Below are 21,313 nucleotides of genomic sequence, written 5' to 3'. Positions count from 1 at the left end.
GCGGCTAGCGGCGGGCACGGCTCAGGGCCACTGCATCTCGCCCTTGAGCACCTTGGCGCTCAGCTCCAGGCCTTCCTCGCCCGGCAGGTTCGGGTAGCGGCGCTTCATCGCCTCGACCAGCGCGGCGGAATCCCTGGCCTTGGGCAGTTCGGCTTCCAGGGCCTTCAAGTAGTCACGGGTGAAGCGCACGCCGTCCAGGCCCTTCGGCTCCTCGCCGGTGAAATGGCCGGGCACCACGCGGCGCGGTTGCAGCGCCTCGATCCGCTCGAGCATCGCCACCCAGGCCTGGCGCGAGGCCTTGGTCTGGGTATCGGCGGTCCAGACGTGCGAACCGGATTCCACCAGCACCCCACCGACCACCGTCTTCAGCGACGGGATCCACAGCACCGTGCGGTCCGGGCTCGGCCCCTTCAGGTCGACCACCTTCAGGGCATGGCCTTCCAGCTTCAACTGGTCGCCCTTCAGCGGCTCCGGCACCACCAGCGAGGTCGGCGCGTTGTCCTTGAGGATCGGCCCCCAGTAGGCCAGCTTGGCGTCCTTGGTCGCCTGGATGTGCGCGACGGTCTGCGCCGTGGCGAGGATCTTCGCCTCGGGGAAGGCGGCCTTCAGCACGTCGAGGCCGAAGTAGAAATCCGGGTCGCCGTGGCTGATGTAGATAGTGCTGAGGGTCTTGCCGCTGGCCTGGATACGCTTGACCAGTTGCTCGGCGTCGGCGCGGGAGAACTGCGCGTCGATCAGCATCGCCTCGCGCTGGCCCACCAGCAGTTCCGAGGACACGGCGAAGATCGCCTTCTCGCCGGGGTTGTAGACTTCCAGCCGCAGCGGCTCGGCGCTGGCGGCGAAGACGCCGGCGGCACCCAGCAGGGCGGCGGCGGCGAACAGGGAACGAAGCAATCCATGGCGCGACATGAGCGGTTCTCCAGGCAGTGGGATCAGAGGCTTGCCATGTTAGTTGCTTGAAAGCGCGCAAAAAGCCCCGCGATAATCACAGCTTTGTTGCATGGATCGAGCGAATCATGGACCGCCTGACCGCTACCCGCGTCTTCGTCGAAGTCATCGACAGCGGCAGCCAGACCGCCGCCGCCGAGCGCCTGGACATGTCCCGGGCGATGGTCTCGCGCTACCTCGCCGAGCTGGAGGAATGGGTCGGCGCCCGCCTGCTGCACCGCAGCACCCGCCGCCTGAGCCTGACCGACGCCGGCGCGGAACTGTTGCCGCAGTGTCGCGAGATGCTCGCCGTGGCCGACTCCATGCAGGCCACCGGCCAGACCCGCCGCGACAGCCCGCGCGGCACCCTGCGCATCACCAGCAGCTTGTCTTTCGCCCAGGCCTGGCTGACCCGCGCCGCCGCCGCCTTCGTCGAGCGCTTTCCGGGCACCGCCATCGACCTGCAGGTCAACAGCCAGGTGGTCAACCTGGTGGAGGAGCGCATCGACCTGGCCCTGCGCATCACCAACCAACTCGACCCCAACCTGATCGCCCGCCGCCTCGGCGAATGCCGCTCGGTGATCTGCGCCGCGCCGGATTACCTGCGCCGCCACGGCACCCCGCGGCGCCCGGAGGACCTGGCGCTGCACAACTGCCTGACCTACTCCTACTTCGGCCGCAGTCTCTGGCAGTTCGAGCGCGATGGCGAGCCGACCAGCGTGCCGGTGGGCGGCAGCCTCAGCGCCAACGAATCCACCGTGCTGCTGGAGGCCGCCGCCGCCGGTGCCGGGATCAGCCAGCAGCCGCTGTACTCGGCAGCCCCGCTGATCCGTAGCGGACGCCTGGTGGCGCTGCTGCCGGAATGGTCGCCACAGGTGCTCGGCATCCACGCCGTGTATGCCTCGCGCCGGCAGATGCCACCGGCGCTGCGGGCGCTGCTGGACTTCCTGGTCGAGCGGATGGCCGCCGATCCGCACTGGGACGAGGCGGGCCCGCTGGCGCTGGCGTGAAAGCCGGGTAGACTGCTGGACGCACCGCCTTCGGCGCACCTTTATCCCCTGTCTGGAGCACGTCCATGTCCCTGTCGATCTACCAGGCTTCGATCCCGACCTTCCTGCGCACCCTCGGCAACCTCTCGGCGATCCTGAAGAAAGCCGCCGCCCACGCCGAAGCGAAGAACATCGATCCGCGCATCTTCATCGACGCCCGGCTGGCGCCGGACATGTTCCCCCTGGCGCGCCAGGTGCAGATCGCCAGCGACGCCGCCAAGGGTGCCGGCGCCCGACTGGCCGGGCTGGAAGTGCCGAGCTACGCGGATACGGAAACCACCTTCGACGAACTCCAGGCGCGCATCGCCCGCACCGTCGAGTTCCTCGAGGGCATCCGCGAGGAACAACTGGACGGCGCCGAAGAGCGCAACGTGACCCTCAAGGTGCGCGGCCAGGAGATCAGCTTCAACGGCCGCGACTATCTCTTCGGCTTCGCCCTGCCCAACTTCTTCTTCCACGTCACCACCGCCTACGCCATCCTCCGCCATAACGGCGTCGAACTGGGCAAGATGGATTTCCTCGGCGGCGCCTGAGGTTCCCGCGCCGGGATGGCACGCACAAGGACCATGGAATGGATCGGAAAACCCTCGACGATACCAGCAGGTTCCTCAGCCATGTCCTTCGCCACCAGCCCGAGGCCATCGGCCTGACGCTGGACGGCGAAGGCTGGGCCGACATCGACGCCCTGATCGCCGGCGCGGCGCGGGACGGCCGCGCCCTCGACCGCGCGCTGCTCGGCGCGGTGGTCAGGAGCAACGACAAGCAGCGCTTCGCCTTCTCCGCCGACGGCCAGCGCATCCGCGCCGTGCAAGGCCACTCGCATGCCGCGGTGGCCATCGCCTACGCCCCCGCGGTCCCGCCCGCAGTGCTCTACCACGGCACCGCCCGGCGCTTCCTCGACTCCATCCGCGAGCACGGCCTGGTTCCTGGCAGCCGCCACCACGTCCACCTCTCCGCCCGCCGCGCCACCGCCCTGGAAGTCGGCCGCCGCTACGGCAGCCCGGTGCTGCTGGAAGTCGACGCACGCGACATGCACCTGGCCGGGCACCTATTCCACCAGGCGGAGAACGGCGTCTGGCTGGCCGGGCAGGTGCCCGTGCGGTTCATCCGCGAGGCTTGAGAAGGCGTCGTTGCGGGGGCCTTCTCCGAGGAACCGCAAACGGCCATTCGCCCAACCCAACGCCAAGCCTCCCATCGGGAAACCGTAGGGCGCATAACGCGCAGCGTTATCCGCCGATACGCCGAGGCTCAAGGAGGAGGCCGCCACCTGGCGATGAACCAACCGCCCCTTGATGGCCCGCTGCCGCCTAGCAGAAGCGGCAGTGGAGCGCGCGGCGAAAGCCGGCTTGACTGAAGGAAAATACCGACAAGCGCAGGACGCCCGATGGACCTCCGCCCCAGCCACGTGCATGTGTTCCCACCCAGCCGCGACCTTCCGGCCGAAACCCATCCGCACCGCGAGACCCTGCTGCGCAGCGGCTGCGCCTGGAACGGCTCGCTCTACCTCGGCTATCCCCTCGGCCAGCCGCAGCTCACCGTGCAGCGCCTGAGCCTGGCCGCCCACGAACGCCTGGATTGGCAGGTCCATCCGATGCCCAGCGCGCTCTACGTGCTCAAGGGCGAACTGCGCCTGGAGACCCGCGACGGCGCGCAGAACACCCGGGTGCTGGAAGGCGAGGCGGCGGGCTGCCTGATGAATATCATCCATCGCCTGGTCGCCGGTGCCGAGCCGGTGGAGGCGTTGCTGTTCCATGCGGGGGTGGAGGGCATGCCGGTCGGGCTCGGCGACCGCGGCGAAACGCCCGCCGGTTGAAGGCCCTGGCGAGCCGCCCGGCATGCCCGGAGCAGACAGGCGGACTACCGCAAGGGCATGCGCAGGTCGACGGCCCCGGCCAGCGAAGACCAGCGCGGTCGACGCACGCGCCATGGTGGGTTGCCGCAACGCCGGCGAAAACACCGGGGCAGGGCGCTTCGGCACCGGTCCGCCATCAACTTTTCCTATCCCCGGCGGCCACATAAATTCGTTGGACGCCCCGCGCCGGCGCCTCCAAGAATGCCGCACGGGTGCGAAGTCCGGCCGTGCACCCACCGACGCCCCACAACAGCAAGAACAACGATCGGTGCATCCATGGCAAAGGAACTGACGTCCCCCGGCGCTTCCGCCACTCCACGCAATCCGCTCTCCGCGCGTAGCCGCCCCGCAGCGACGCGCTCCCCCTAGCCGTTCCCCACCCGCAAGCGTTCCACCGGGTCACGCGTTTCGTCCGCGCCGGCGGACGCCGCTCGCCCGCGTTTCGCCCACCGCACCGATCGACCCATGTACCGGACAAGAACAGGAGTCCAACCGATGCGCTACGCCCGTTTCGCAAGCCGACACCCCCTCCTCGCCCTGGCCGTCGCGGCAGCCCTGCTGCCCGGCGCCAGCTGGGCCGCCAGCGGCGAGCGCGCCGCCGCCCGCAAGCCACCCAGCGTCGCCTGCGCCTGGAACCGCGACGCGCCGCTCTCCTACGAGGAACGCCGGCTCGACACGCCACTGCCGTTCAGCGGCGCCAACGTCGTCACCCATGACCAGACGCCGCTGGCCGAGCGCATCGTCAAGGGCGCCGGCTTCGACGGCTTCGAACCGGCCTTCGCCAGACGCCTGTGCGCCGACAACGGCCGCACTCCTGTCACCAGCTACGCCAAGGCGCTGAAACTGGTGACCGAAGAGGGCCGCGCGCTGTGGCGCGCCGCCGTCGACCGGGTCCAGGGCCGCCGCGCCATCCCCGCCGGCGCGCTGCCGGCCAGCGACGACCGCATGCTCTACTGGACGCGCACCTACATGACCCGCACCCTGCGCCAGTGGGCACCGTCCTTCCGCCTGAGCCAGGCCCAGGCCCAGGCGCTGCAATGGCGCTTCGAACGCGCCTCGCGCGGGCAACTGGACATCGACCTGCCGCGCCGCTACGCCGCCGACGGCTCGCGCTACCGGCGCATGATCATCAGCGGTTTCGACGTCTTCACCCTGGGCGCTCCCGGCACGCCGAACACCGGCCTGCGCAACGGCAATCCCTCGGGCGCCACCGCCCTGGCGCTGGACGGCCGCGAGATCCGCCTGAGCGACGGCAGCCTGCTGCGCATCGAGGCCTACCTGCTACCGGTCAGCTACGACCCGTTCAACCGCGGCATGCAGGAAGACACCCTCGGCCCCTGGTTCCGCCCCGGCCCGCGGCGGGTCGACGCCTCGATCACCATCAGCCAGGGCGGCGCCAACCAGTTCTGGCTGGAAGCCTGGAACGGCCGCTTCCACGGTTCCTCCGCCGGCAACGACGGCATCGTCTACTGCCCCGCCGACAAGGCGCTGCCCAACTACGTGCTGCCCCTGGGCAGCGTGACCAACCCTGGCAGCGCGCCGATTTCCCTGCCCGGCTCCGGCTGCAACATCAACCCGCCGCGCCGCTGGCTCGGCTACGACAGCGCCAGCCACTGGCGACGGAACCTGCCGGCGCAGTTCTCCAGGGCCTCGCTGCCGGTCCGCCAGTTGCTCGCCGCCGATACCTGGCGCGGCATCGAGCGACCGCCGGGGGCCACCAGCCAGGCCGCGGAAGGCTTCGACGTCACCTGGCACACCAACTACGCCTTCTTCCCCGACTGCGCCAACCCGCAAACCGAGAGCGTACCGAGCAACGGGGTGATGAACGCGATGCCCGACCCCGCCCTGGTCCTGCCGCCGAACCGCCGGATCTGCGCACGCAACGGCGGCGGCGGCGACTACCTGTCCAACGAGAGCGCCTATCGCAACACCGTGCTGCGCGACGCGTTCGGCCTGGACATCCCCGCCGGCCATATCCATGTCCCGGTAATGAACAACTACTACACCGGCTCACCGGCGAGCGGCGGCGGCGCACGCAACGACAACGCCATCAGCGACGCCCGCTACGAGGCCTACCGCAGCGCCATCGTGGCGCAGACCCGGGCGCTGCTGGTGGGCGTCGGCAACGCCCTGGCGCAGGGCGCGAAAGCGGACTAACCGACGCCAGGTGGAAGGCTCCGCGCCACGCGCCGGCGCCTTCCCGCCGCCAGCCCGGAGGCCAGGACCTTCCCCCGCCAGTCCAGCACGGCAGGTCAGAGAAGAGCGCCGGAAAAAGCGAGGCCGCGTCCACCGCCTGAGACCCGGCCGGCATCCGGTCGCGCCGCGCACAAGCGCAGCTGCCGCGACCCGCACGAGCGACGCGAGGGCCCGCGGGGTGAGTCTGTACTGGAGCAAGGAAACCCCGGACGCGCGACACGGCGCTTTCCCAGGCCCGCATCGGAACGGTAGGGCAGAAGCCCGAATCGCCACGCCGGATGATGGAGACAACCGCCAACGCTCGCACCACCTCGACGCTGGCACGACTTGCCCTGACCCGGAGAGATATCCATGAGCTTCTCGCAGAACGTCCTGCGCCTGCGCCGGCAGAACGCCCTGACCCAACGGCAGATGGCCGAGCGGCTGGGCGTCACCCTGAGCCAGTTCCGCCACTTCGAGACCAAAGGCGGGCAGCCGTCGCTGGCGGTACTGAAAACCTTCGCCGGACGCTTCGGGGTGTCCCTCGACTGGCTGATCTGCGACCGCGGCGAACGGCGGGCGCTGCAGGCAGACCTGCAATTGCAGTTCGAGGCCATCGGCCGTCTGCGGCTGGACGAGCGGCGCGCCATCCGCGCGCTGCTCGACGAGCTGATCCGCCAGTACATGGCCAAGCGCAACCTGCCAGCGAAGCCCCGGCCAGCGCCCGGGGCGCCGCCACCACCGGTGCGTCCGGCGAACCGCGCCGAGGCCACGGACGCGCCGCCGTAGCCTCGGCGCGCGCTTCAGTCGCTGCCGTACTTCGGCGAGCGCGGGCCATACAACAGTCCACCCGGCTGGCCGGCCGAGAGCAGGCGCGCGCTGGTCATCCCGGCGATCGGGTAACCGGCGTCCTCCACCGAACTGTTGATGATCTGCTTGACCGCCGCGGTGATCAGCATGCCCACCAGGCCGCCGTTGTTGCCGCCGTTGTTCTCCTCGCTGGAGGCGGTCGCCGTGCCGGTCCACAGGGTGGTGCCGGAGCGCAGGTCGACCAGCCTGGCGCTGGCGGTGACGATGGTCGCGCTGCTGATCACCATGTAGCGCGTGCCGTAGTCGCTCACCGTGACGTACAGTGCCGCATCGGCGCCATAGATTTCGCGCAGCTTGGCCGGGGACACCTGGTGCACGTCGCCGGCGCTGGTCAGGCCGTTCTGGCGGAAGGTCTCGTCGGCCAGCGCCACCGGCACCACGTAGTAGCCGGCCTCGGCCAGCGGGAAGGTGACCTGCGAGAGCATGCTGTAGGTCGCCTTCACGTCGGGCGACTCGTTCAGCGGCGGCAGGACCAGGATCGAGCGCGGCTTGGCCTGCTTGAACGCCGAGTAGTCGACGCTCTTGGTCGGCGCGCAGCCGCCGAGCAGGGCCAGCAGGGTGAAACCGGCCACCAGGCCGGACAGTCGGGCGAGCTTCAACGGGCACCTCCACGGGCGTTGTTCAGCAGGAAGTCCATGTAGGTGGCCGACTCGGGAAACAGCGCCTTCTCGGTCTCGAACTCGCGGACCATCTGGTCGTCCTTGCCGAGGCTGGAATAGAGCAGCCCCAGCTGGGCGTGATAGCCCGGCGGCACCGCGCCGTTCTTCGCCCGGATCTTCTCGAGGTCGGCTTCCAGCGCCTGCGCCTGGGCCTCCTTGGATTCACCCTTGAAGTATTCATGGACCTGGGCCTGGTAGCCCTCCCACTGGTACAGCGTCTTCGGTCCGCTGCACCCGGCCAGCGCCATGCTCCCCAGCAGCGCCGCCGTCCATGTGATCGTCTTGCTCATGTGTGCCGTGATTCCCTGGTTTCTAGTGGATTATTGGTTCTGTGGCTTCCAGGCGCCGCTATCGACCGCGTTGACCAACTTGTTCACCGCCTCGCGCATGGCCAGGTCGAGGACCTTGCCGTTGAGGGTCGAGTCGTAGCTGGCGGTGCCGCCGAAGCCGATCACTTCGCGGTTGGACAGGGCGTACTCGCCAGCGCCCTGGGTCGAATAGACGACCTCCGAGGTAGAGATGTTGACGATGTTCAGCGCCACCTTGGCGTAGGCGATCTGCGACTTGCCGCGGCCGAGGATGCCGAACAGCTGGCGGTCGCCGACTTCCTTGCGGCCGAACTCGGTGACGTCGCCGGTCACCACGTAGTCGGCACCCTTCAGGCGCTGGGCCTGGCCCTTGATCGCCGCTTCCTGCTGGATCTCGCTCATGTTGTCGCGGTCCAGCACGTTGAAGCGATTGGTCTGCTGCAGGTGGGTGATGAGAATGGTTTTAGCCTGGCCGCCGAGGCGGTCGACGCCATCGGAAAAGATCCCGCGCATGTAGCTGGAGCGGTTGTCGAACTTGCCCACCGCGATCGGCGAACGCACGCCGCTGTAGGGTCGGTTGACGCTCTCGACCTGCTGTACCGGCAACGCGGTGGAGGTCTCGGTGGCGCAGCCCGCCAGGCCGGCCAGGGTGGCGGCGGCGAGGAGCGGCAGTAGTGCTTTCTTGGCGCTGTGACTCATGGGGTTCTCCTGGAAAAAACGCTGGCGCCACGGAACGGTTTCCAGCCGTCCCGAGTGCGGAAAAGAGGGCGTAGTGAAAGTCGAGGAAGGCCGGGCGGCATGGCGGCGCGCCAAGGCAAGGGGCGAAATGGGGTGGCCACGATTTCTTTCCTTGAAATACGAATGCGTCGAACAACCGGCGCTCCCGGCCGGCCTTTGGAAATCCGAAAGGATCGTGCGATGCACGAACCGTATGCGCCATCAATAGGCCATCTCGGTGGGCGGCAAAGTTACCACAGTTGCCCCGGTCGTTTCGTTATGCAGGAAACATATTCGGGGAATTCTGATTGCATCTCGTTCGCTTATACGAAGGAAGCCGGGCCCCCGGGGGAGCGCTACACCTTCGACCGGATGCCCCAGGTTGGAAAACACCGCGGGGTCGTCTGCTGCTATGGTGCCCACAGGCATCTTGCCATCTTCTCTTCCGGCGAATGGAATCGAGCATGACGCTTTCCCTGGATCTGTTGCTGAGCCTGTGCACGGCCCTCGCCATCGGCCTGCTGATCGGCGCGGAGCGCGGCTGGCAGGCGCGCGACCGCGAAGATACGCGGCAGATCGCCGGCATCCGCACCTTCAGCCTGGTCGGCCTGCTCGGCGGCTTCGCCACCCTGCTCGCGGGCGAACTCGGCAGCGCGGTCTGGGTGGCGCTGCTGCTGGCCCTGGCGGCGCTGGTCGTGGCCGGCTACGTGAGCGACGTCAGGCGAGGCGGCGACCAGGGCATGACCACCGAGATCGCCCTGCTGACGACCTTCCTGCTCGGCAGCCTCGCCCTCACCGAGCAGCGCCTGATGGCCGCCGCCGGCGGCATCGTGCTGACCCTGCTGCTGAGCCTCAAGGACAAACTCCACGCCGTGCTGAAGCGCCTGACCGCCGAGGAGCTGTCGGGCACCCTGAAGCTGCTGTTCATCTCCGTGGTCCTGCTGCCGGTGCTGCCCGACCGGGGCTACGGCCCCTGGGCGTTCTTCAACCCTTACCTGACCTGGTGGATGGTGGTGCTGATCGCCGCCCTCGGCTTCTCCGCCTACCTGGCCATCCGCCTGGTCGGCTCGCGCAAGGGCCTGCTGCTGACCGCGGTGCTCGGCGGCCTGGTGTCCTCCACGGTGATGACCCTGACCCTGGCGCGCCTGCGCCAGCGCATGCCCGACGCGCTGCTGGCGTGCGGCCTCCTGGCGACCTCGGCGCTGATGTTCCCGCGCATCCTCGTCGAGATCGGCGCGCTTCGCCGCCCTGCTCAGCGCGATCCTGCTGCTGGTGGAGGCCGGCCGGCGACTGTTCGGCGATGCCGGCATCTACGCGGTCGCGCTGCTCTCCGGCCTCGCCGACGTCGACGCGATCACCCTGTCCCTGGCCCGCGCAGCGCAGGGCGAACTCGATCCCGGCGTGGCCAGCCGCGGCATCGCCCTCGCCGCCCTGAGCAACAGCCTGGTCAAGGCCGGCCTGGTCGTGCTGGTCGGCGGCAAGCGGCTGGCCCTGCTAACGCTGCCCTTCAGCCTGGCGGGGCTGCTGGTCGGTGCGCTGTTGATCCTGCTGTGAGGCGCCGGGGAAACTCGGACCGCTCCACCAGACCTTTCCGGAGCCATGCTGTGAAGCCCGAGGCTTGGCGGAAAAAATGGAAAGCGGATGACGGGAGGCTGTCGCTTGTCGATCCGCCGAGAAAGATCGATCCGACCGGGCAGCACGAGGTTCCGTGAGCAGATAACTCGCTGGAGCCGCTCGCCCTCGCCTAGGCATCGCGGAGTCTCCTTATGGCGTCTGCGCTGGAGCCTTCCTGCTTAGAAAATTAGAGTAGGGAAAATAAATCTGTCCCCTTTATGCTCAAAGCAAATAACTCGTTAAACTACTCGCCCTTAATTAAGCATCACGGATGCCTCCTTGCTCAGAAAACTAGAGCCAGAAAAATAAATCATCCCATTATAGCCAGTCTCTTTATTTAAGCATTACAGTGAATCTTCATTCTCTAAAGCTTGGGGCAAAAAAGATTCCGCTCTACCATATATTTCATAGAATTCTTCAGAGCTTAGGGAAAAATTATCAGCTCTAGAATAAAAAACAAACTCAATCTTTCTTTCTTGATTCACTGATATCTCCATAAAAGGCTCTCTCTCCCCCTCCTTATATACACAAAGATATGGATAATCACTATTAATATCTCCAACTTTTTCAAAAACCAAATTTAGCTTCATTTTTGCATCCCTCTAAATCCAATAAATTTACAAGAAAAGGGGACAGATTTATTTTCCCTACTCTAATCTCGGTCGCCCTTGCCCACGCCGCTCTATTCTCACCCCGGCTACCCGCTCGATCTCGTCCACGAACCGTTGATTGCCCGTCAGTTGTCCACGCTGAACCGCCTCGCGAATCAGCTTCAATTCCTCGGCCGGTATCGCCTCTTTCACGAACGTTACGTATCGCCGATATCGCTCTTCGGCCGTCTGACCTAGCCCAATGAAGCAGGGATCCATATCCAACCAGTTTGGCTCCTTCAACCAACCCGCCCGCAGCCCATAACTTGACCAGGGATAGGCCGCCACATCGTCCACCATCCGCGCCCGAACAGGGTTCAGTTCGATGTACCGGCAACACGCCAGCAGGTAGGCATCGCTCTGTACGACACTCGATTTATAGCGACTTTCCCACAACGTTCCGGAACGGCCCTCCAAGCGATTCCGATATCGTGTCGTGCGCGCCGCCAGCGTTTTCATCAGTTGCGCCAAGCCAGACAGCGAATCACCAGGCGCCAAGAGCAGATGGACATGGTTGGTCATCAGGCAAAATGCGTAGACCTTGATACCGAAGGCATCCTTGAGGTCCCGTAGATCGGAGAGGTAACGCTGGTAGTCCTCGTCCTCGGCGAATACCACTTGCCGATTGTGTCCCCGCTGGACCACGTGAAGCGGATAATTCGGTAAAACCACTCGCCCTTGCCTAGGCATCGCGGAGCCTCCTTACAGCGTCTGCGCTGGAGCCTCCTTGCTTAGAAAATTAGAGTAGGGAAAATAAATCTGTCCCCTTTATGCTTTTATGAATTTCCAACATAAACACTATTATCCGGGAGATTCATCACCCAAGGCTCAGAAAAGGAAGAACAGAATACATCTAGCCTTCTGCCATCAGAAAGGATAAATGACGGATCAATAGGCTGGCCACTCGTAACCCATGACATATCAACAATTGAAAGCCCTACTAATCCTTCTGTACGTGTATCTACTTGATCATCCCAACATGCAAACAATAGCTCTTTACCTTGAGATATTCTCCAAGCACTACTAGTGATAAAGCTCCAATTGTCGCCAGAGATAACCAAGGAATCACCATCCCACTCAACAGTTTTAATGCAAAGCGGGAGGAAGTATATAACAAGCCTTAATAAGTCAAACATTAGTCTACCTGCTCAATATGAGTTCTTTCTCTAATCCACTGTTTCCTTTCAGCTTTAGAAAGCCCTTTCGGTGGCTGCGGTGGCTTACCCGTCGTCGGGTCTATTGGCCCACCATTAGCATTTTCAAATAGCAGAAAATCACTGAAAGGAGGAAGCCTACCTGCCTTTTAGACTTAGAGTAGTAAAAATAAATCTTTTCTTTTTGGCTTACCCCCTTTGGGCTCCTTTACCCCTTATGGTCATAGTGATTCGTCATCCAAAGGTTTCCTGACGTTTTTTAAAAATTCCCGCTTTATCGCTCCATATTTAAAAAAGTTCTCTTTGGCATTGTTCAGACTTATCACGTTAGCACCACCATCATAATCAGGGTCTTTATTCTGAGCAATGTCATCTTCCCAGTAACACACGGGACATATTTCATAAGTTCCGCACAGCTCCTCATCAAAAGTTAAGTATCCACAGCACGGGCAAGGATATCTCACTGGGCTCTCCTTACTGCCTATTCGAGAAAAAAGGGGACAGAGAAAGAAAAAAGGGGACAGATTTATTTTCCCTGCTCTAATCTCGGCCGCCCTTGCCCACGCCGCTCTATTCTCACCCCGGCTACCCGCTCGATCTCGTCCACGAACCGTTGATTGCCCGTCAGTTGTCCACGCTGAACCGCCTCGCGAATCAGCCTCAATTCCTCGGCCGGTATCGCCTCTTTCACGAACGTTACGTATCGCCGATATCGCTCTTCGGCCGTCTGACCTAGCTCAATGAAGCAGGGATCCATATCCAACCAGTTTAGCTCCTTCAACCAATCCGCCCGCAGCCCATAACTTGACCAGGGATAGGCCGCCACATCGTCCACCATCCGCGCCCGAACAGGGTTCAGTTCGATGTACCGGCAACACGCCAGCAGGTAGGCATCGCTCTGTACAACACTCGATTTATAGCGACTTTCCCACAACGTTCCGGAACGGCCCTCCAGGCGATTCCGATATCGTGTCGTGCGCGCCGCCAGCGTTTTCATCAGTTGCGCCAAGCCAGACAGCGAATCACCAGGCGCCAAGAGCAGATGGACATGGTTGGTCATCAGGCAAAATGCGTAGACCTTGATACCAAAGGCATCCTTGAGGTCCCGTAGATCGGAGAGGTAACGCTGGTAGTCCTCGTCCTCGTCCTCGGCGAATACCACTTGCCGATTGTGTCCCCGCTGGACCACGTGAAGCGGATAATTCGGTAAAACCACTCGCCCTTGCCTAGGCATCGCGGAGCCTCCTTACGGCGTCTGCGCTGGAGCCTCCTTGCTTAGAAAATTAGAGTAGGGAAAATAAATCTGTCCCCTTTATGTGCCTTTATGTGTAGCGATCCGTCTTTGAAAGGCAATTTCGTCGCATCAGCACGGATGCCTGATTGAATATCGGCGCGGATATCTACGTTTATTGCGCCGGGAGTCTGCGCATTCTTCCCGCCGAACAGCTCAACGGTGGGCTTCCCGCCTGTTGCTTTTGCACCAGTCGCTTTAGAAAAAGGGACAGATTTATTTTTACTACTCTAGTTTCGGCGACTGCGCCCACGCCGAACCACTCAAAGCGAATAACTCGCTAAACCATGCGCCCTTACCTAGGCATCGCGAAGTTCCTTTACGGCATCTGCACTGGAGCCTCCATGCTCAGAAGATTAGAGTAGAGAAAATAAATCTGCCCCCTTTATTCTTCCTTTATTTTTTACTTCTACAACAGCAGGCCCAGCAGAGCAGCGGATTGTAGCAAACCAGTATGATCATGAGGGCCGTATTTCATTTAAAAAATTCATAATAAGCTGTCGATCAGATTCGTTTTTTGCAAATTTGTTAAGGACTGGGATCAAGTAATACAGCAGCAAGCTTGCATCAGAAGCGCTCATTGGCAAGCGTTCCCTAACACAATCCAGAAAAGTCTTTACAGACATAAATGAAGCAAACGCCTCATACCCTCCCGCACCAGAGAAAGGCAATTTTCTAAAATAATGCTGAGCCAGTCGCTTCTGGTCGGATCGCCTCCAAGATCGATGCGGGATCAACAACAGAGCCTCGCCATAATCTATGGAGTCTACCGGATATCTGTTTATTAACCATTCGGCAGCCTGCTCAGATCCCATTTTAACAAGCTGTGCACATAATACTTTCTGCCGTTCATCCATAATCTGATCTACCTCGGATTAAATAGGCTCTGCGGCAACCCAGCATTACTACTTAAAGCTGCAGGCGGTTGGTAATGCCCAGAATTGTTAGTCCACTGAGTTATTTTTCCTCTACTTGGACCGTCATTATTCCCGAATCGTACAGAGCCCGCATATTTAACCTCTCCACCACCACTCAGCCCAAGGTGGGTTGAAAAGTCCTGATTCACATTCGGCCTGGCAACCCGAATACTTCCATCTGGCATCGTTACAAAATCATATGAACCTGATGGCGTTATTCTCTTTCCGGTTGAGGTTTTCAGCCAGTAGCGACCAGACTCATCTTGTACAAGCGTTCTTACTGGTCGCTGTGCAATAGCAACATCATTAGGTCGCAGATTAACCAACGTGCCCCGCTCAGTAATATTCGGAACAGAACCTGTCGAACCCGCTCCAACACTCCCCCTCCCTCCAAGAAGCGCCATAGCCGCCGCGCCCCCCAACTCCGAGAGCAGGTAGGGACGAAAAAAGGGGACAGATTTATTTTCCCTACTCTAATCTCGGTCGCCCTTGCCCACGCCGCTCTATTCTCACCCCGGCTACCCGCTCGATCTCGTCCACGAACCGTTGATTGCCCGTCAGTTGTCCACGCTGAACCGCCTCGCGAATCAGCTTCAATTCCTCGGCCGGTATCGCCTCTTTCACGAACGTTACGTATCGCCGATATCGCTCTTCGGCCGTCTGACCTAGCCCAATGAAGCAGGGATCCATATCCAACCAGTTTGGCTCCTTCAACCAATCCGCCCGCAGCCCATAACTTGACCAGGGATAGGCCGCCACATCGTCCACCATCCGCGCCCGAACAGGGTTCAGTTCGATGTACCGGCAACACGCCAGCAGGTAGGCATCGCTCTGTACGACACTCGATTTATAGCGACTTTCCCACAACGTTCCGGAACGGCCCTCCAAGCGATTCCGATATCGTGTCGTGCGCGCCGCCAGCGTTTTCATCAGTTGCGCCAAGCCAGACAGCGAATCACCAGGCGCCAAGAGCAGATGGACATGGTTGGTCATCAGGCAAAATGCGTAGACCTTGATACCAAAGGCATCCTTGAGGTCCCGTAGATCGGTGAGGTAACGCTGGTAGTCCTCGTCCTCGGCGAATACCACGTGCCGATTGTGTCCCCGCTGGACCACGTGAAGCGGATAATTCGGTAAAACCACTCGCCCTTGCCTAGGCATCGCGGAGCCTCCTTACGGCGTCTGCGCTGGAGCCTCCTTGCTTAGAAAATTAGAGTAGGGAAAATAAATCTGTCCCCTTTATTCTTTAGATTTAGAGTGGCAGAAAATAAATCTGCCCCCTTTGCTGCTCGTGGTCTATTTGTGGTCATGGCTTGGGATTCCAGGGCGAACGCATTTGAGACAGACCCACATCCAGATCGCCTTTTTCATAAAGCTCTTTAAAAACCGCTTCAGCTATTGATATATCTGTACATACAGTTCTGGAGTCGAAATCATCATCACCAAATTTTATCATCCCTCTATAAGGGGACTCATCCAACTCCCACCACTCAAGATATTCTTCTTTAGGGTTAGTTGAACGAGTCAGTATATTTACCCTAAACCTTCCAGGCAAAGACTTCATACTTAGCTGACGAACAAAAGATTTTTTCGGACGAATAACCTCTACCCTTACAAATCCGCCAAACTTAAATGAGTTAACTATTCCTTTCTCTATGCTTTCCCAGACTGGCTGCTCAACCACTACCGCTAGAGAGGAGGCAGAATTGTCACCGCAGTGCAACTCAAGGACCGGCTCCAAATCATCTTCATAATCAAGTATCATTATCGCCACCCATCAATACCACGTGTCCAAGTGAAAGTTTTCCCCGTTCTGGATTTACCTGCTGGCACACAGCCTGATTCGCCTGATCATGGCGCAATCGGCCTTGATGGCTGACTGACTCCCCGTGAATTGAGCTTCAAGCACAGCCTCCAGCTATGGCTGGCGTGGCGGCAATTCGACGATGATCCTGACGGAGGTACGACTCTTCGAGGCCTGCTGGTTCTGGTCGCGCAACAGCGTGTAGGCAATCGCTCCGGGCGAGTTGAACCCAGAGCCCTCAAGCGAAGTCCAAAGCCCTACCCATTACTGACCTGTACACGTCAATCTGCTCGGGCAGCGATCAAGAAACACGGTCATCCGAAAAGGGTTAAGTTACTGCCATTCAAATCTGTCCCCTTTGTTCTTTCATTCCTAGAACATTTCATGCCTGAGCAGCTTAAAGCATGCACCCTTCTTGATTACCCCCTCTATGGCAGATGAACGTGTCGTGGCGTTTATATAGAGCAAAATAGGGTAGTCAGGAAAATTTCACTCTACTGGTTCATCATCAAGAGGGTCAAGATTGGCTTTCAGAATAAAATTCTCCGAATCATTACTGCCAAGCATGTAGCAATCCCCTCCTTGATAAAAACTATTTCTTTCATCAAGAGACACTCCAAAAATTTTCTCTATATGCTCTCTTGCCAGCAAAAGGCTGAGATTTTTCGTTCCGTACAAGTCATATGCAATCATTTTGGAAGTACCAAGCTCGGAGCGCGGCTTGCAGCCGTTGCCGCAGAATCATAAATCATAAAGTTAACTTCACGCCCTGCTTGTGCACTTGGAAAAAGGGGACAGTTTTATTTTCCCTGCTCTAATCTCGGCCGCCCTTGCCCACGCCGCTCTATTCTCACCCCGGCTACCCGCTCGATCTCGTCCACGAACCGTTGATTGCCCGTCAGTTGTCCACGCTGAACCGCCTCGCGAATCAGCTTCAATTCCTCGGCCGATATCGCCTCTTTCACGAACGTTACGTATCGCCGATATCGCTCTTCGGCCGTCTGACCTAGCTCAATGAAGCAGGGATCCGTATCCAACCAGTTTGGCTCCTTCAACCAATCCGCCCGCAGCCCATAACTTGACCAGGGATAGACCGCCACATCGTCCACCATCCGCGCCCGAACAGGGTTCAGTTCGATGTACCGGCAACACGCCAGCAGGTAGGCATCGCTCTGTAAGACACTCGATTTATAGCGACTTTCCCACAACGTTCCGGAACGGCCCTCCAGGCGATTCCGATATCGTGTCGTGCGCGCCGCCACCGTTTTCATCAGTTGCGCCAAGCCAGACAGCGAATCACCAGGCGCCAAGAGCAGATGGACATGGTTGGTCATCAGGCAAAATGCGTAGACCTTGATACCAAAGGCATCCTTGAGGTCCCGTAGATCGGAGAGGTAACGCTGGTAGTCCTCGTCCTCGGCGAATACCACTTGCCGATTGTGTCCCCGCTGGACCACGTGAAGCGGATAATTCGGTAAAACCACTCGCCCTTGCCTAGGCATCGCGGAACCTCCTTACGGCGTCTGCGCTGGAGCCTCCTTGCTTAGAAAATTAGAGTAGGGAAAATAAATCTGTCCCCTTTATTCTCTGTCCCCTTTATTCTCTTTATTCTATCTGGGTTGCTCCTTGGGCTCGGTGTGTGTTCGCAACTATCACCGTAGACCAAGAGCAGCCTTTCTTTTCTGAATCAATCGCTTAGCGCTTAAGTAAGTGCCATTCAAATCTGGCCCTTTTATTCGGCGAAAAAGACGCGGGCCGTAGGTGCAGGCCCGCTAACCACAAGCAGCTAAGAAGGAGCTGACCATGGCTAAGGCCGATCATAGGGCAGTCACGCCCAGAACTGAACGTTTCGCCACTGTCACCACCGATTCAATAGCCCCGGGAGTGCCGGGGCTATTTTTATTGAAAACAACACTACTTACCGTAGTTGAATTCAATACCAAATTTCATTTCATCAACGTGTAATTTAATTACACATCCAGCCCCCCCCTCTCCAGCGGTCAAATTGTTGGCTGAAAAATAATCGCGCAATTGGACCAGCAACTCTGTCAAATCCCCTACAGCACGCCCATCCGGATCAAACCAGTTGAATTCACCAGACTGATCAACATAGTCAAACTCATACTTCCCTCCATCGCCCTCTGAGAAAAGCTCCGCCCGAACTATTATTTCCCTAGCATCCGCTGGGCCAGCATCTACTAAAAGCTTTCCAATTTTCTGATATAACTCTTGATCGCCCATCAAATACCACCCGGTGAGTTTTTGAAATCGACAATGACAGGGCGACCACCATCAATAGAGTATCTGACAGTAAATCTATCAGGACGCACAGATGAGCCAGAATAGACAGACTAAATTTTCACACTGACCATCTGCCCTTGCTTGAGCGCAGATGACCAAGTGTTCTCCATGGACTTCCAGGCACCTTTATTCAAGTTCCCATTCATGGGAAGCAGGTTCAACTTCTCACCTGGCCCATTGAAGATACTTGCAATCAGGTGGCCACTTTCATCGCCACTAACCCCGCATTTACCAGCAATGCACTGCTGATAAGTATTCCGGTCACTCTTCGTCAGCGAGAGGTTGGACTCAACCTTCTCAACACGCCCAAGACTATCTGTCTGATAGGTCTTTTTCCCGTCCACTTTATAAATCGTGTTCGGCTCTGGTTTGTTGAGTTCCTTAGTCCATGCCCCTTTGCTGCCAGAGCTAACTTCTACTTCACGCAGCGCCGTTCCAGTTCCTTTTGCAGCAGCCTGAATTTAAAAACTACGTCCAAAACTCCTTCCCATCCGAGTCTATCCATACAACCCCAGCAGGGGCCTCTGTGACAAACCAAAGCCCGAAGCCATCAAGATCGTCTTCGCCGGGATATTCAGGCCACGCGTCCTTGAGCACGTTTAACTGATCTTGGATAGTACCAACAAGGAAAAGGCCATCATGCGCAAGCTTTATATTCCCCTCCAACATCAAACATTCCATCAGAGAGAAGAACAGATTAACTCGGTGCACGTACTCAACAGACGAATCAAGAAGCTCAACCGTCATATGCTGCCATATAACGCCCATTGAGAGCCCAAATGCGCTTCGCAACACCGGCTCATAGATATCTCTAATCATTTGAACTTGATCTCCACCATTCTTCCGCCATTAATGGACTTATCCATAACATCTATAGTCCAAGAAGCCCCCGTCTGCTGCGAAGACGTGGAAAAGTCTCGAAGGGTTATTCGAGCTCCGGCGTCAGTTTTGGCTGTATATATTGCCCCCTTCCCAGGGATAACTTTAGCTGCAGGCATATTTTCAACCCCAGCCAACTGCCTAAAGTAAGACATCACATCGGATGTGGTAGCCCCCATATAGACCGGTGCCCCCTTGCTAACCTGAGGATCGGTCTTCAATACCTTACCACCCAAATTCAATTGAAAATCCTTCGGCTCAATTGACTTGGTGTTGTATTGCACAGCGAGATCATCAATTCTCTTCTGTGATTGCGTTTGCAGCACAGTGCCAGGCTGCTTGCCTGCCAGATCAGGGCTTTTGGGGTTCTGTGCAATGCGGTCCAGGGCAGCTTTTTCAGCATCAACTACCGGATTCCCAGTCGCTTTTGCAGCCTGCTCCCCTTTCCCAACCCACAACCCAAACCTACCCAACCCCGCAACAATCCCAAGGCCGGCAGCCTCCGCAACCATGGCCTCGCCCCAGGCCTTGATGAACTCATTCGCTGGCTGTACGCCATCGAAGCCCTGTCCCTGGGCCAGATCACGTTGCGCCTGGGTGATATCCTCGGCTGTCGCCCCGTTCTTGCGCATGTACTCGGTCAAGGAACTCGCTGCCTGACCGTAGCTGATCAAGCCCGGCGGGGTTCAGCGCCGCCATCGGCTCTGCGCTCAAACCCACGCCCAGTTGCAGCTGGAGCTTGTCCTTGTAGGGCGAGCCGGAAACAGGCAACGCATGCGTTGCCTCGGCGAGCGACCCGCCAGGGATAGCGAGGCCGGGGGTTCAGGACTATGCGGAAGTAGCGACAGGGAGGTCCTGCACAGTGCTTTTCTTCTAAAACTGAAAAGGTAAATTTTTAAAGAACAGGGAATTACTGAAAGGAGGTAAACCTACCTGCCTTTTAGTTTTAGAGCAGCAAAAATAAATACGCCCTCTTTATTTTCTCACTTATTTTGAGAAAAAGATTTTCTACATCAAGAGAGCCTCACAAACTCTAGCCCTTCACACTTAACAATTTCAGGGGGTATCTCTTTGTAAATAAATAGCTCATCACCCAGGTTAATCAGACTCAAAGATTGGAAGTTTCCAAATTGGAGAGACACCCCAGCAACTGAGCCTTCAACGGATGATATAATTAGCGAGACCAAAATCAACTCTTCTCCTATGACTGACGAAAAACTCTCATCATTCACCAATGAGAAAATTTTTTCCGCTCCAAACTCCCCCAAGTCGCATTCTGAAACAGCATCTGAGTTGTAAGCTATAGACGCGCCATCGGGAGCACACATTAAAGTTCCGCTCCCCTCCCGACCATCAAAAAAAAGACTTACTGCCTGTGGGGCGCCGTTTTTCTTCAACTCAAATACATGGAACAAACCCAAAGCCAGGAGCAGCCGGAGCCCTATGCAACTAACCAACCAATTCTTAAAATCTTCGGAAACATTAATCATTGTGGACTGCCTTTCAGCGCATTCTTTACGGAAGTATTATTTATTCCATCCTTCATAATTGTCACAAAGGTCCCGTCGGGCTTTGTACTCTAATCTCCAATGAAGCAAGGATCCATATCCAACCAGTTTGGCTCCTTCAACCAATCCGCCCGCAGCCCATAACTTGACCAGGGATAGGCCGCCATATCGTCCACCATCCGCGCCCGAACAGGGTTCAGTTCGATGTACCGGCAACACGCCAGCAGGTAGGCATCGCTCTGTACGACACTCGATTTATAGCGACTTTCCCACAACGTTCCGGAACGACCCTCCAGGTGATTCCGATATCGTGTCGTGCGCGCCGCCAGCGTTTTCATCAGTTGCGCCAAGCCAGACAGCGAATCACCAGGCGCCAAGAGCAAATGGACATGGTTGGTCATCAGGCAAAATGCGTAGACCTTGATACCAAAGGCATCCTTGAGGTCCCGTAGATCGGAGAGGTAACGCTGGTAGTCCTCGTCCTCGGCGAATACCACTTGCCGATTGTGTCCCCGCTGGACCACGTGAAGCGGATAATTCGGTAAAACCACTCGCCCTTGCCTAGGCATCGCGGAGCCTCCTTACGGCGTCTGCGCTGGAGCCTCCTTGCTTAGAAAAATTAGAGTAGGGAAAATAAA

General features: G+C 58.9%; 24 protein-coding genes and 3 pseudogenes. 8 read left to right on the top strand and 19 right to left on the bottom strand.

The window, feature by feature from the left end:
* Positions 1–21: 21 nt before the first annotated feature.
* Positions 22–909 carry an MBL fold metallo-hydrolase gene (locus B7D75_RS00335; RefSeq protein WP_033997725.1) on the bottom strand — a complete coding sequence of 296 codons (888 nt, stop codon included), beginning with the start codon at positions 907–909 and terminating at the stop codon, positions 22–24.
* A 107-nt stretch (positions 910–1,016) separates the two neighbouring features.
* Between B7D75_RS00335 and osaR the strand changes: the two genes are divergently transcribed.
* The 6 genes from osaR to B7D75_RS00305 all read left to right on the top strand — a co-directional run bounded on the left by osaR (position 1,017) and on the right by B7D75_RS00305 (position 6,792).
* Positions 1,017–1,937, top strand: a complete 921-nt coding sequence (osaR, locus tag B7D75_RS00330; protein WP_053816461.1) for an oxidative stress response transcriptional regulator OsaR — start codon at positions 1,017–1,019, stop codon at positions 1,935–1,937.
* A 65-nt stretch (positions 1,938–2,002) separates the two neighbouring features.
* Positions 2,003–2,509 carry a DUF1993 domain-containing protein gene (locus B7D75_RS00325; protein ID WP_011979077.1) on the top strand — a complete coding sequence of 169 codons (507 nt, stop codon included), beginning with the start codon at positions 2,003–2,005 and terminating at the stop codon, positions 2,507–2,509.
* Between the two features lie 38 nt (positions 2,510–2,547).
* Positions 2,548–3,096 carry an RNA 2'-phosphotransferase gene (locus B7D75_RS00320; protein WP_107113624.1) on the top strand — a complete coding sequence of 183 codons (549 nt, stop codon included), beginning with the start codon at positions 2,548–2,550 and terminating at the stop codon, positions 3,094–3,096.
* A gap of 264 nt (positions 3,097–3,360) precedes the next feature.
* Positions 3,361–3,789 carry a cupin domain-containing protein gene (locus B7D75_RS00315; protein ID WP_107113623.1) on the top strand — a complete coding sequence of 143 codons (429 nt, stop codon included), beginning with the start codon at positions 3,361–3,363 and terminating at the stop codon, positions 3,787–3,789.
* Between the two features lie 534 nt (positions 3,790–4,323).
* Positions 4,324–5,985 carry a hypothetical protein gene (locus tag B7D75_RS00310; protein WP_107113622.1) on the top strand — a complete coding sequence of 554 codons (1,662 nt, stop codon included), beginning with the start codon at positions 4,324–4,326 and terminating at the stop codon, positions 5,983–5,985.
* Positions 5,986–6,375: 390 nt separating this feature from the next.
* Positions 6,376–6,792 carry a helix-turn-helix domain-containing protein gene (locus B7D75_RS00305; protein WP_003154016.1) on the top strand — a complete coding sequence of 139 codons (417 nt, stop codon included), beginning with the start codon at positions 6,376–6,378 and terminating at the stop codon, positions 6,790–6,792.
* Between the two features lie 14 nt (positions 6,793–6,806).
* Here B7D75_RS00305 and B7D75_RS00300 read toward each other — a convergent pair whose 3' ends face one another.
* Genes B7D75_RS00300 through B7D75_RS00290 form a run of 3 tightly spaced genes read right to left on the bottom strand, consistent with a single transcriptional unit; the run spans position 6,807 to position 8,539 of the window.
* Positions 6,807–7,472: a DUF799 domain-containing protein gene (locus B7D75_RS00300; protein WP_003154014.1), complete on the bottom strand. Its 666-nt coding sequence runs from the start codon at positions 7,470–7,472 to the stop codon at positions 6,807–6,809.
* Positions 7,469–7,822, bottom strand: a complete 354-nt coding sequence (locus B7D75_RS00295) for a DUF4810 domain-containing protein (protein ID WP_003154012.1) — start codon at positions 7,820–7,822, stop codon at positions 7,469–7,471. Before B7D75_RS00295 ends, B7D75_RS00300 begins: the two co-directional genes overlap by 4 nt.
* Before the next feature lie 30 nt (positions 7,823–7,852).
* Positions 7,853–8,539: a CsgG/HfaB family protein gene (locus tag B7D75_RS00290; RefSeq protein WP_003154010.1), complete on the bottom strand. Its 687-nt coding sequence runs from the start codon at positions 8,537–8,539 to the stop codon at positions 7,853–7,855.
* A 482-nt stretch (positions 8,540–9,021) separates the two neighbouring features.
* Here B7D75_RS00290 and B7D75_RS00280 point away from each other — a divergent pair.
* Positions 9,022–10,111: pseudogene (locus B7D75_RS00280) on the top strand (MgtC/SapB family protein).
* Between the two features lie 404 nt (positions 10,112–10,515).
* Here the strand turns inward: B7D75_RS00280 and B7D75_RS29290 are convergent.
* The 7 genes from B7D75_RS29290 to B7D75_RS29285 form a co-directional block, all read right to left on the bottom strand.
* Positions 10,516–10,761, bottom strand: a complete 246-nt coding sequence (locus B7D75_RS29290) for a hypothetical protein (RefSeq protein WP_124082743.1) — start codon at positions 10,759–10,761, stop codon at positions 10,516–10,518.
* A 57-nt stretch (positions 10,762–10,818) separates the two neighbouring features.
* Entirely contained in the window at positions 10,819–11,511 is a 693-nt protein-coding gene (locus B7D75_RS00275) for a transposase (RefSeq protein ID WP_058174775.1), read from the bottom strand.
* A 685-nt stretch (positions 11,512–12,196) separates the two neighbouring features.
* Positions 12,197–12,439, bottom strand: a complete 243-nt coding sequence (locus B7D75_RS00270) for a CPCC family cysteine-rich protein (RefSeq protein ID WP_071537290.1) — start codon at positions 12,437–12,439, stop codon at positions 12,197–12,199.
* Positions 12,440–12,501: 62 nt separating this feature from the next.
* Positions 12,502–13,209, bottom strand: a complete 708-nt coding sequence (locus tag B7D75_RS00265; protein WP_107113621.1) for a transposase — start codon at positions 13,207–13,209, stop codon at positions 12,502–12,504.
* 515 nt (positions 13,210–13,724) lie between these two features.
* Positions 13,725–14,123, bottom strand: a complete 399-nt coding sequence (locus B7D75_RS00260; RefSeq protein WP_107113620.1) for a hypothetical protein — start codon at positions 14,121–14,123, stop codon at positions 13,725–13,727.
* Positions 14,124–14,651: 528 nt separating this feature from the next.
* Positions 14,652–15,344, bottom strand: a complete 693-nt coding sequence (locus B7D75_RS00255; RefSeq protein ID WP_107113619.1) for a transposase — start codon at positions 15,342–15,344, stop codon at positions 14,652–14,654.
* A 145-nt stretch (positions 15,345–15,489) separates the two neighbouring features.
* Positions 15,490–15,948 (bottom strand): DUF6911 family protein, encoded by a 459-nt coding sequence (locus B7D75_RS29285; protein WP_162600461.1) that lies wholly within the window; start codon positions 15,946–15,948, stop codon positions 15,490–15,492.
* Positions 15,949–15,997: 49 nt separating this feature from the next.
* Here B7D75_RS29285 and B7D75_RS29660 point away from each other — a divergent pair.
* Positions 15,998–16,320: pseudogene (locus B7D75_RS29660) on the top strand (IS4 family transposase); the annotation flags it as partial.
* A gap of 156 nt (positions 16,321–16,476) precedes the next feature.
* Here the strand turns inward: B7D75_RS29660 and B7D75_RS29280 are convergent.
* The 8 genes and pseudogenes from B7D75_RS29280 to B7D75_RS00225 form a co-directional block, all read right to left on the bottom strand.
* Entirely contained in the window at positions 16,477–16,680 is a 204-nt protein-coding gene (locus B7D75_RS29280) for a hypothetical protein (protein ID WP_124082740.1), read from the bottom strand.
* 107 nt (positions 16,681–16,787) lie between these two features.
* Positions 16,788–17,489, bottom strand: coding sequence for a transposase (locus B7D75_RS00250; RefSeq protein ID WP_107113618.1), 702 nt, complete (start codon positions 17,487–17,489; stop codon positions 16,788–16,790).
* Between the two features lie 412 nt (positions 17,490–17,901).
* Positions 17,902–18,228, bottom strand: coding sequence for a hypothetical protein (locus tag B7D75_RS00245; RefSeq protein ID WP_071549150.1), 327 nt, complete (start codon positions 18,226–18,228; stop codon positions 17,902–17,904).
* Between the two features lie 110 nt (positions 18,229–18,338).
* Positions 18,339–18,641: a DNA/RNA non-specific endonuclease gene (locus B7D75_RS29485; RefSeq protein ID WP_260394489.1), complete on the bottom strand. Its 303-nt coding sequence runs from the start codon at positions 18,639–18,641 to the stop codon at positions 18,339–18,341.
* A 115-nt stretch (positions 18,642–18,756) separates the two neighbouring features.
* The gene (locus B7D75_RS00235; RefSeq protein ID WP_107113617.1) at positions 18,757–19,107 is read right to left on the bottom strand and encodes a DUF596 domain-containing protein; all 351 of its coding nucleotides are present in this window, start codon (positions 19,105–19,107) and stop codon (positions 18,757–18,759) included.
* Positions 19,104–19,811 (bottom strand): hypothetical protein, encoded by a 708-nt coding sequence (locus B7D75_RS29480; RefSeq protein WP_185269326.1) that lies wholly within the window; start codon positions 19,809–19,811, stop codon positions 19,104–19,106. Before B7D75_RS29480 ends, B7D75_RS00235 begins: the two co-directional genes overlap by 4 nt.
* 369 nt (positions 19,812–20,180) lie before the next feature.
* Positions 20,181–20,657, bottom strand: a complete 477-nt coding sequence (locus B7D75_RS29275) for a hypothetical protein (protein WP_071535417.1) — start codon at positions 20,655–20,657, stop codon at positions 20,181–20,183.
* A 98-nt stretch (positions 20,658–20,755) separates the two neighbouring features.
* Positions 20,756–21,244: pseudogene (locus B7D75_RS00225) on the bottom strand (transposase); the annotation flags it as partial.
* Positions 21,245–21,313 lie beyond the last annotated feature (69 nt).

This window comes from Pseudomonas paraeruginosa, assembly GCF_003025345.2.
Taxonomy (GTDB): domain Bacteria; phylum Pseudomonadota; class Gammaproteobacteria; order Pseudomonadales; family Pseudomonadaceae; genus Pseudomonas; species Pseudomonas paraeruginosa.
Note: the sequence above shows the minus strand (reverse complement) of the source record. Positions and strands in the feature narration are given on the sequence as shown.

Coding starts and splice junctions, on each gene's coding strand:
- B7D75_RS00335 (WP_033997725.1), bottom strand. CDS start 909: ATGTCGCGCCATGGATTGCTTCGTTCCCTGTTCGCCGCCGCCGCCCTG.
- osaR (WP_053816461.1), top strand. CDS start 1,017: ATGGACCGCCTGACCGCTACCCGCGTCTTCGTCGAAGTCATCGACAGC.
- B7D75_RS00325 (WP_011979077.1), top strand. CDS start 2,003: ATGTCCCTGTCGATCTACCAGGCTTCGATCCCGACCTTCCTGCGCACC.
- B7D75_RS00320 (WP_107113624.1), top strand. CDS start 2,548: ATGGATCGGAAAACCCTCGACGATACCAGCAGGTTCCTCAGCCATGTC.
- B7D75_RS00315 (WP_107113623.1), top strand. CDS start 3,361: ATGGACCTCCGCCCCAGCCACGTGCATGTGTTCCCACCCAGCCGCGAC.
- B7D75_RS00310 (WP_107113622.1), top strand. CDS start 4,324: ATGCGCTACGCCCGTTTCGCAAGCCGACACCCCCTCCTCGCCCTGGCC.
- B7D75_RS00305 (WP_003154016.1), top strand. CDS start 6,376: ATGAGCTTCTCGCAGAACGTCCTGCGCCTGCGCCGGCAGAACGCCCTG.
- B7D75_RS00295 (WP_003154012.1), bottom strand. CDS start 7,822: ATGAGCAAGACGATCACATGGACGGCGGCGCTGCTGGGGAGCATGGCG.
- B7D75_RS00290 (WP_003154010.1), bottom strand. CDS start 8,539: ATGAGTCACAGCGCCAAGAAAGCACTACTGCCGCTCCTCGCCGCCGCC.
- B7D75_RS29290 (WP_124082743.1), bottom strand. CDS start 10,761: ATGAAGCTAAATTTGGTTTTTGAAAAAGTTGGAGATATTAATAGTGAT.
- B7D75_RS00275 (WP_058174775.1), bottom strand. CDS start 11,511: ATGCCTAGGCAAGGGCGAGTGGTTTTACCGAATTATCCGCTTCACGTG.
- B7D75_RS00265 (WP_107113621.1), bottom strand. CDS start 13,209: ATGCCTAGGCAAGGGCGAGTGGTTTTACCGAATTATCCGCTTCACGTG.
- B7D75_RS00260 (WP_107113620.1), bottom strand. CDS start 14,123: ATGGATGAACGGCAGAAAGTATTATGTGCACAGCTTGTTAAAATGGGA.
- B7D75_RS00255 (WP_107113619.1), bottom strand. CDS start 15,344: ATGCCTAGGCAAGGGCGAGTGGTTTTACCGAATTATCCGCTTCACGTG.
- B7D75_RS29285 (WP_162600461.1), bottom strand. CDS start 15,948: ATGATACTTGATTATGAAGATGATTTGGAGCCGGTCCTTGAGTTGCAC.
- B7D75_RS29280 (WP_124082740.1), bottom strand. CDS start 16,680: ATGATTGCATATGACTTGTACGGAACGAAAAATCTCAGCCTTTTGCTG.
- B7D75_RS00250 (WP_107113618.1), bottom strand. CDS start 17,489: ATGCCTAGGCAAGGGCGAGTGGTTTTACCGAATTATCCGCTTCACGTG.
- B7D75_RS00245 (WP_071549150.1), bottom strand. CDS start 18,228: ATGGGCGATCAAGAGTTATATCAGAAAATTGGAAAGCTTTTAGTAGAT.
- B7D75_RS00235 (WP_107113617.1), bottom strand. CDS start 19,107: ATGATTAGAGATATCTATGAGCCGGTGTTGCGAAGCGCATTTGGGCTC.
- B7D75_RS29275 (WP_071535417.1), bottom strand. CDS start 20,657: ATGATTAATGTTTCCGAAGATTTTAAGAATTGGTTGGTTAGTTGCATA.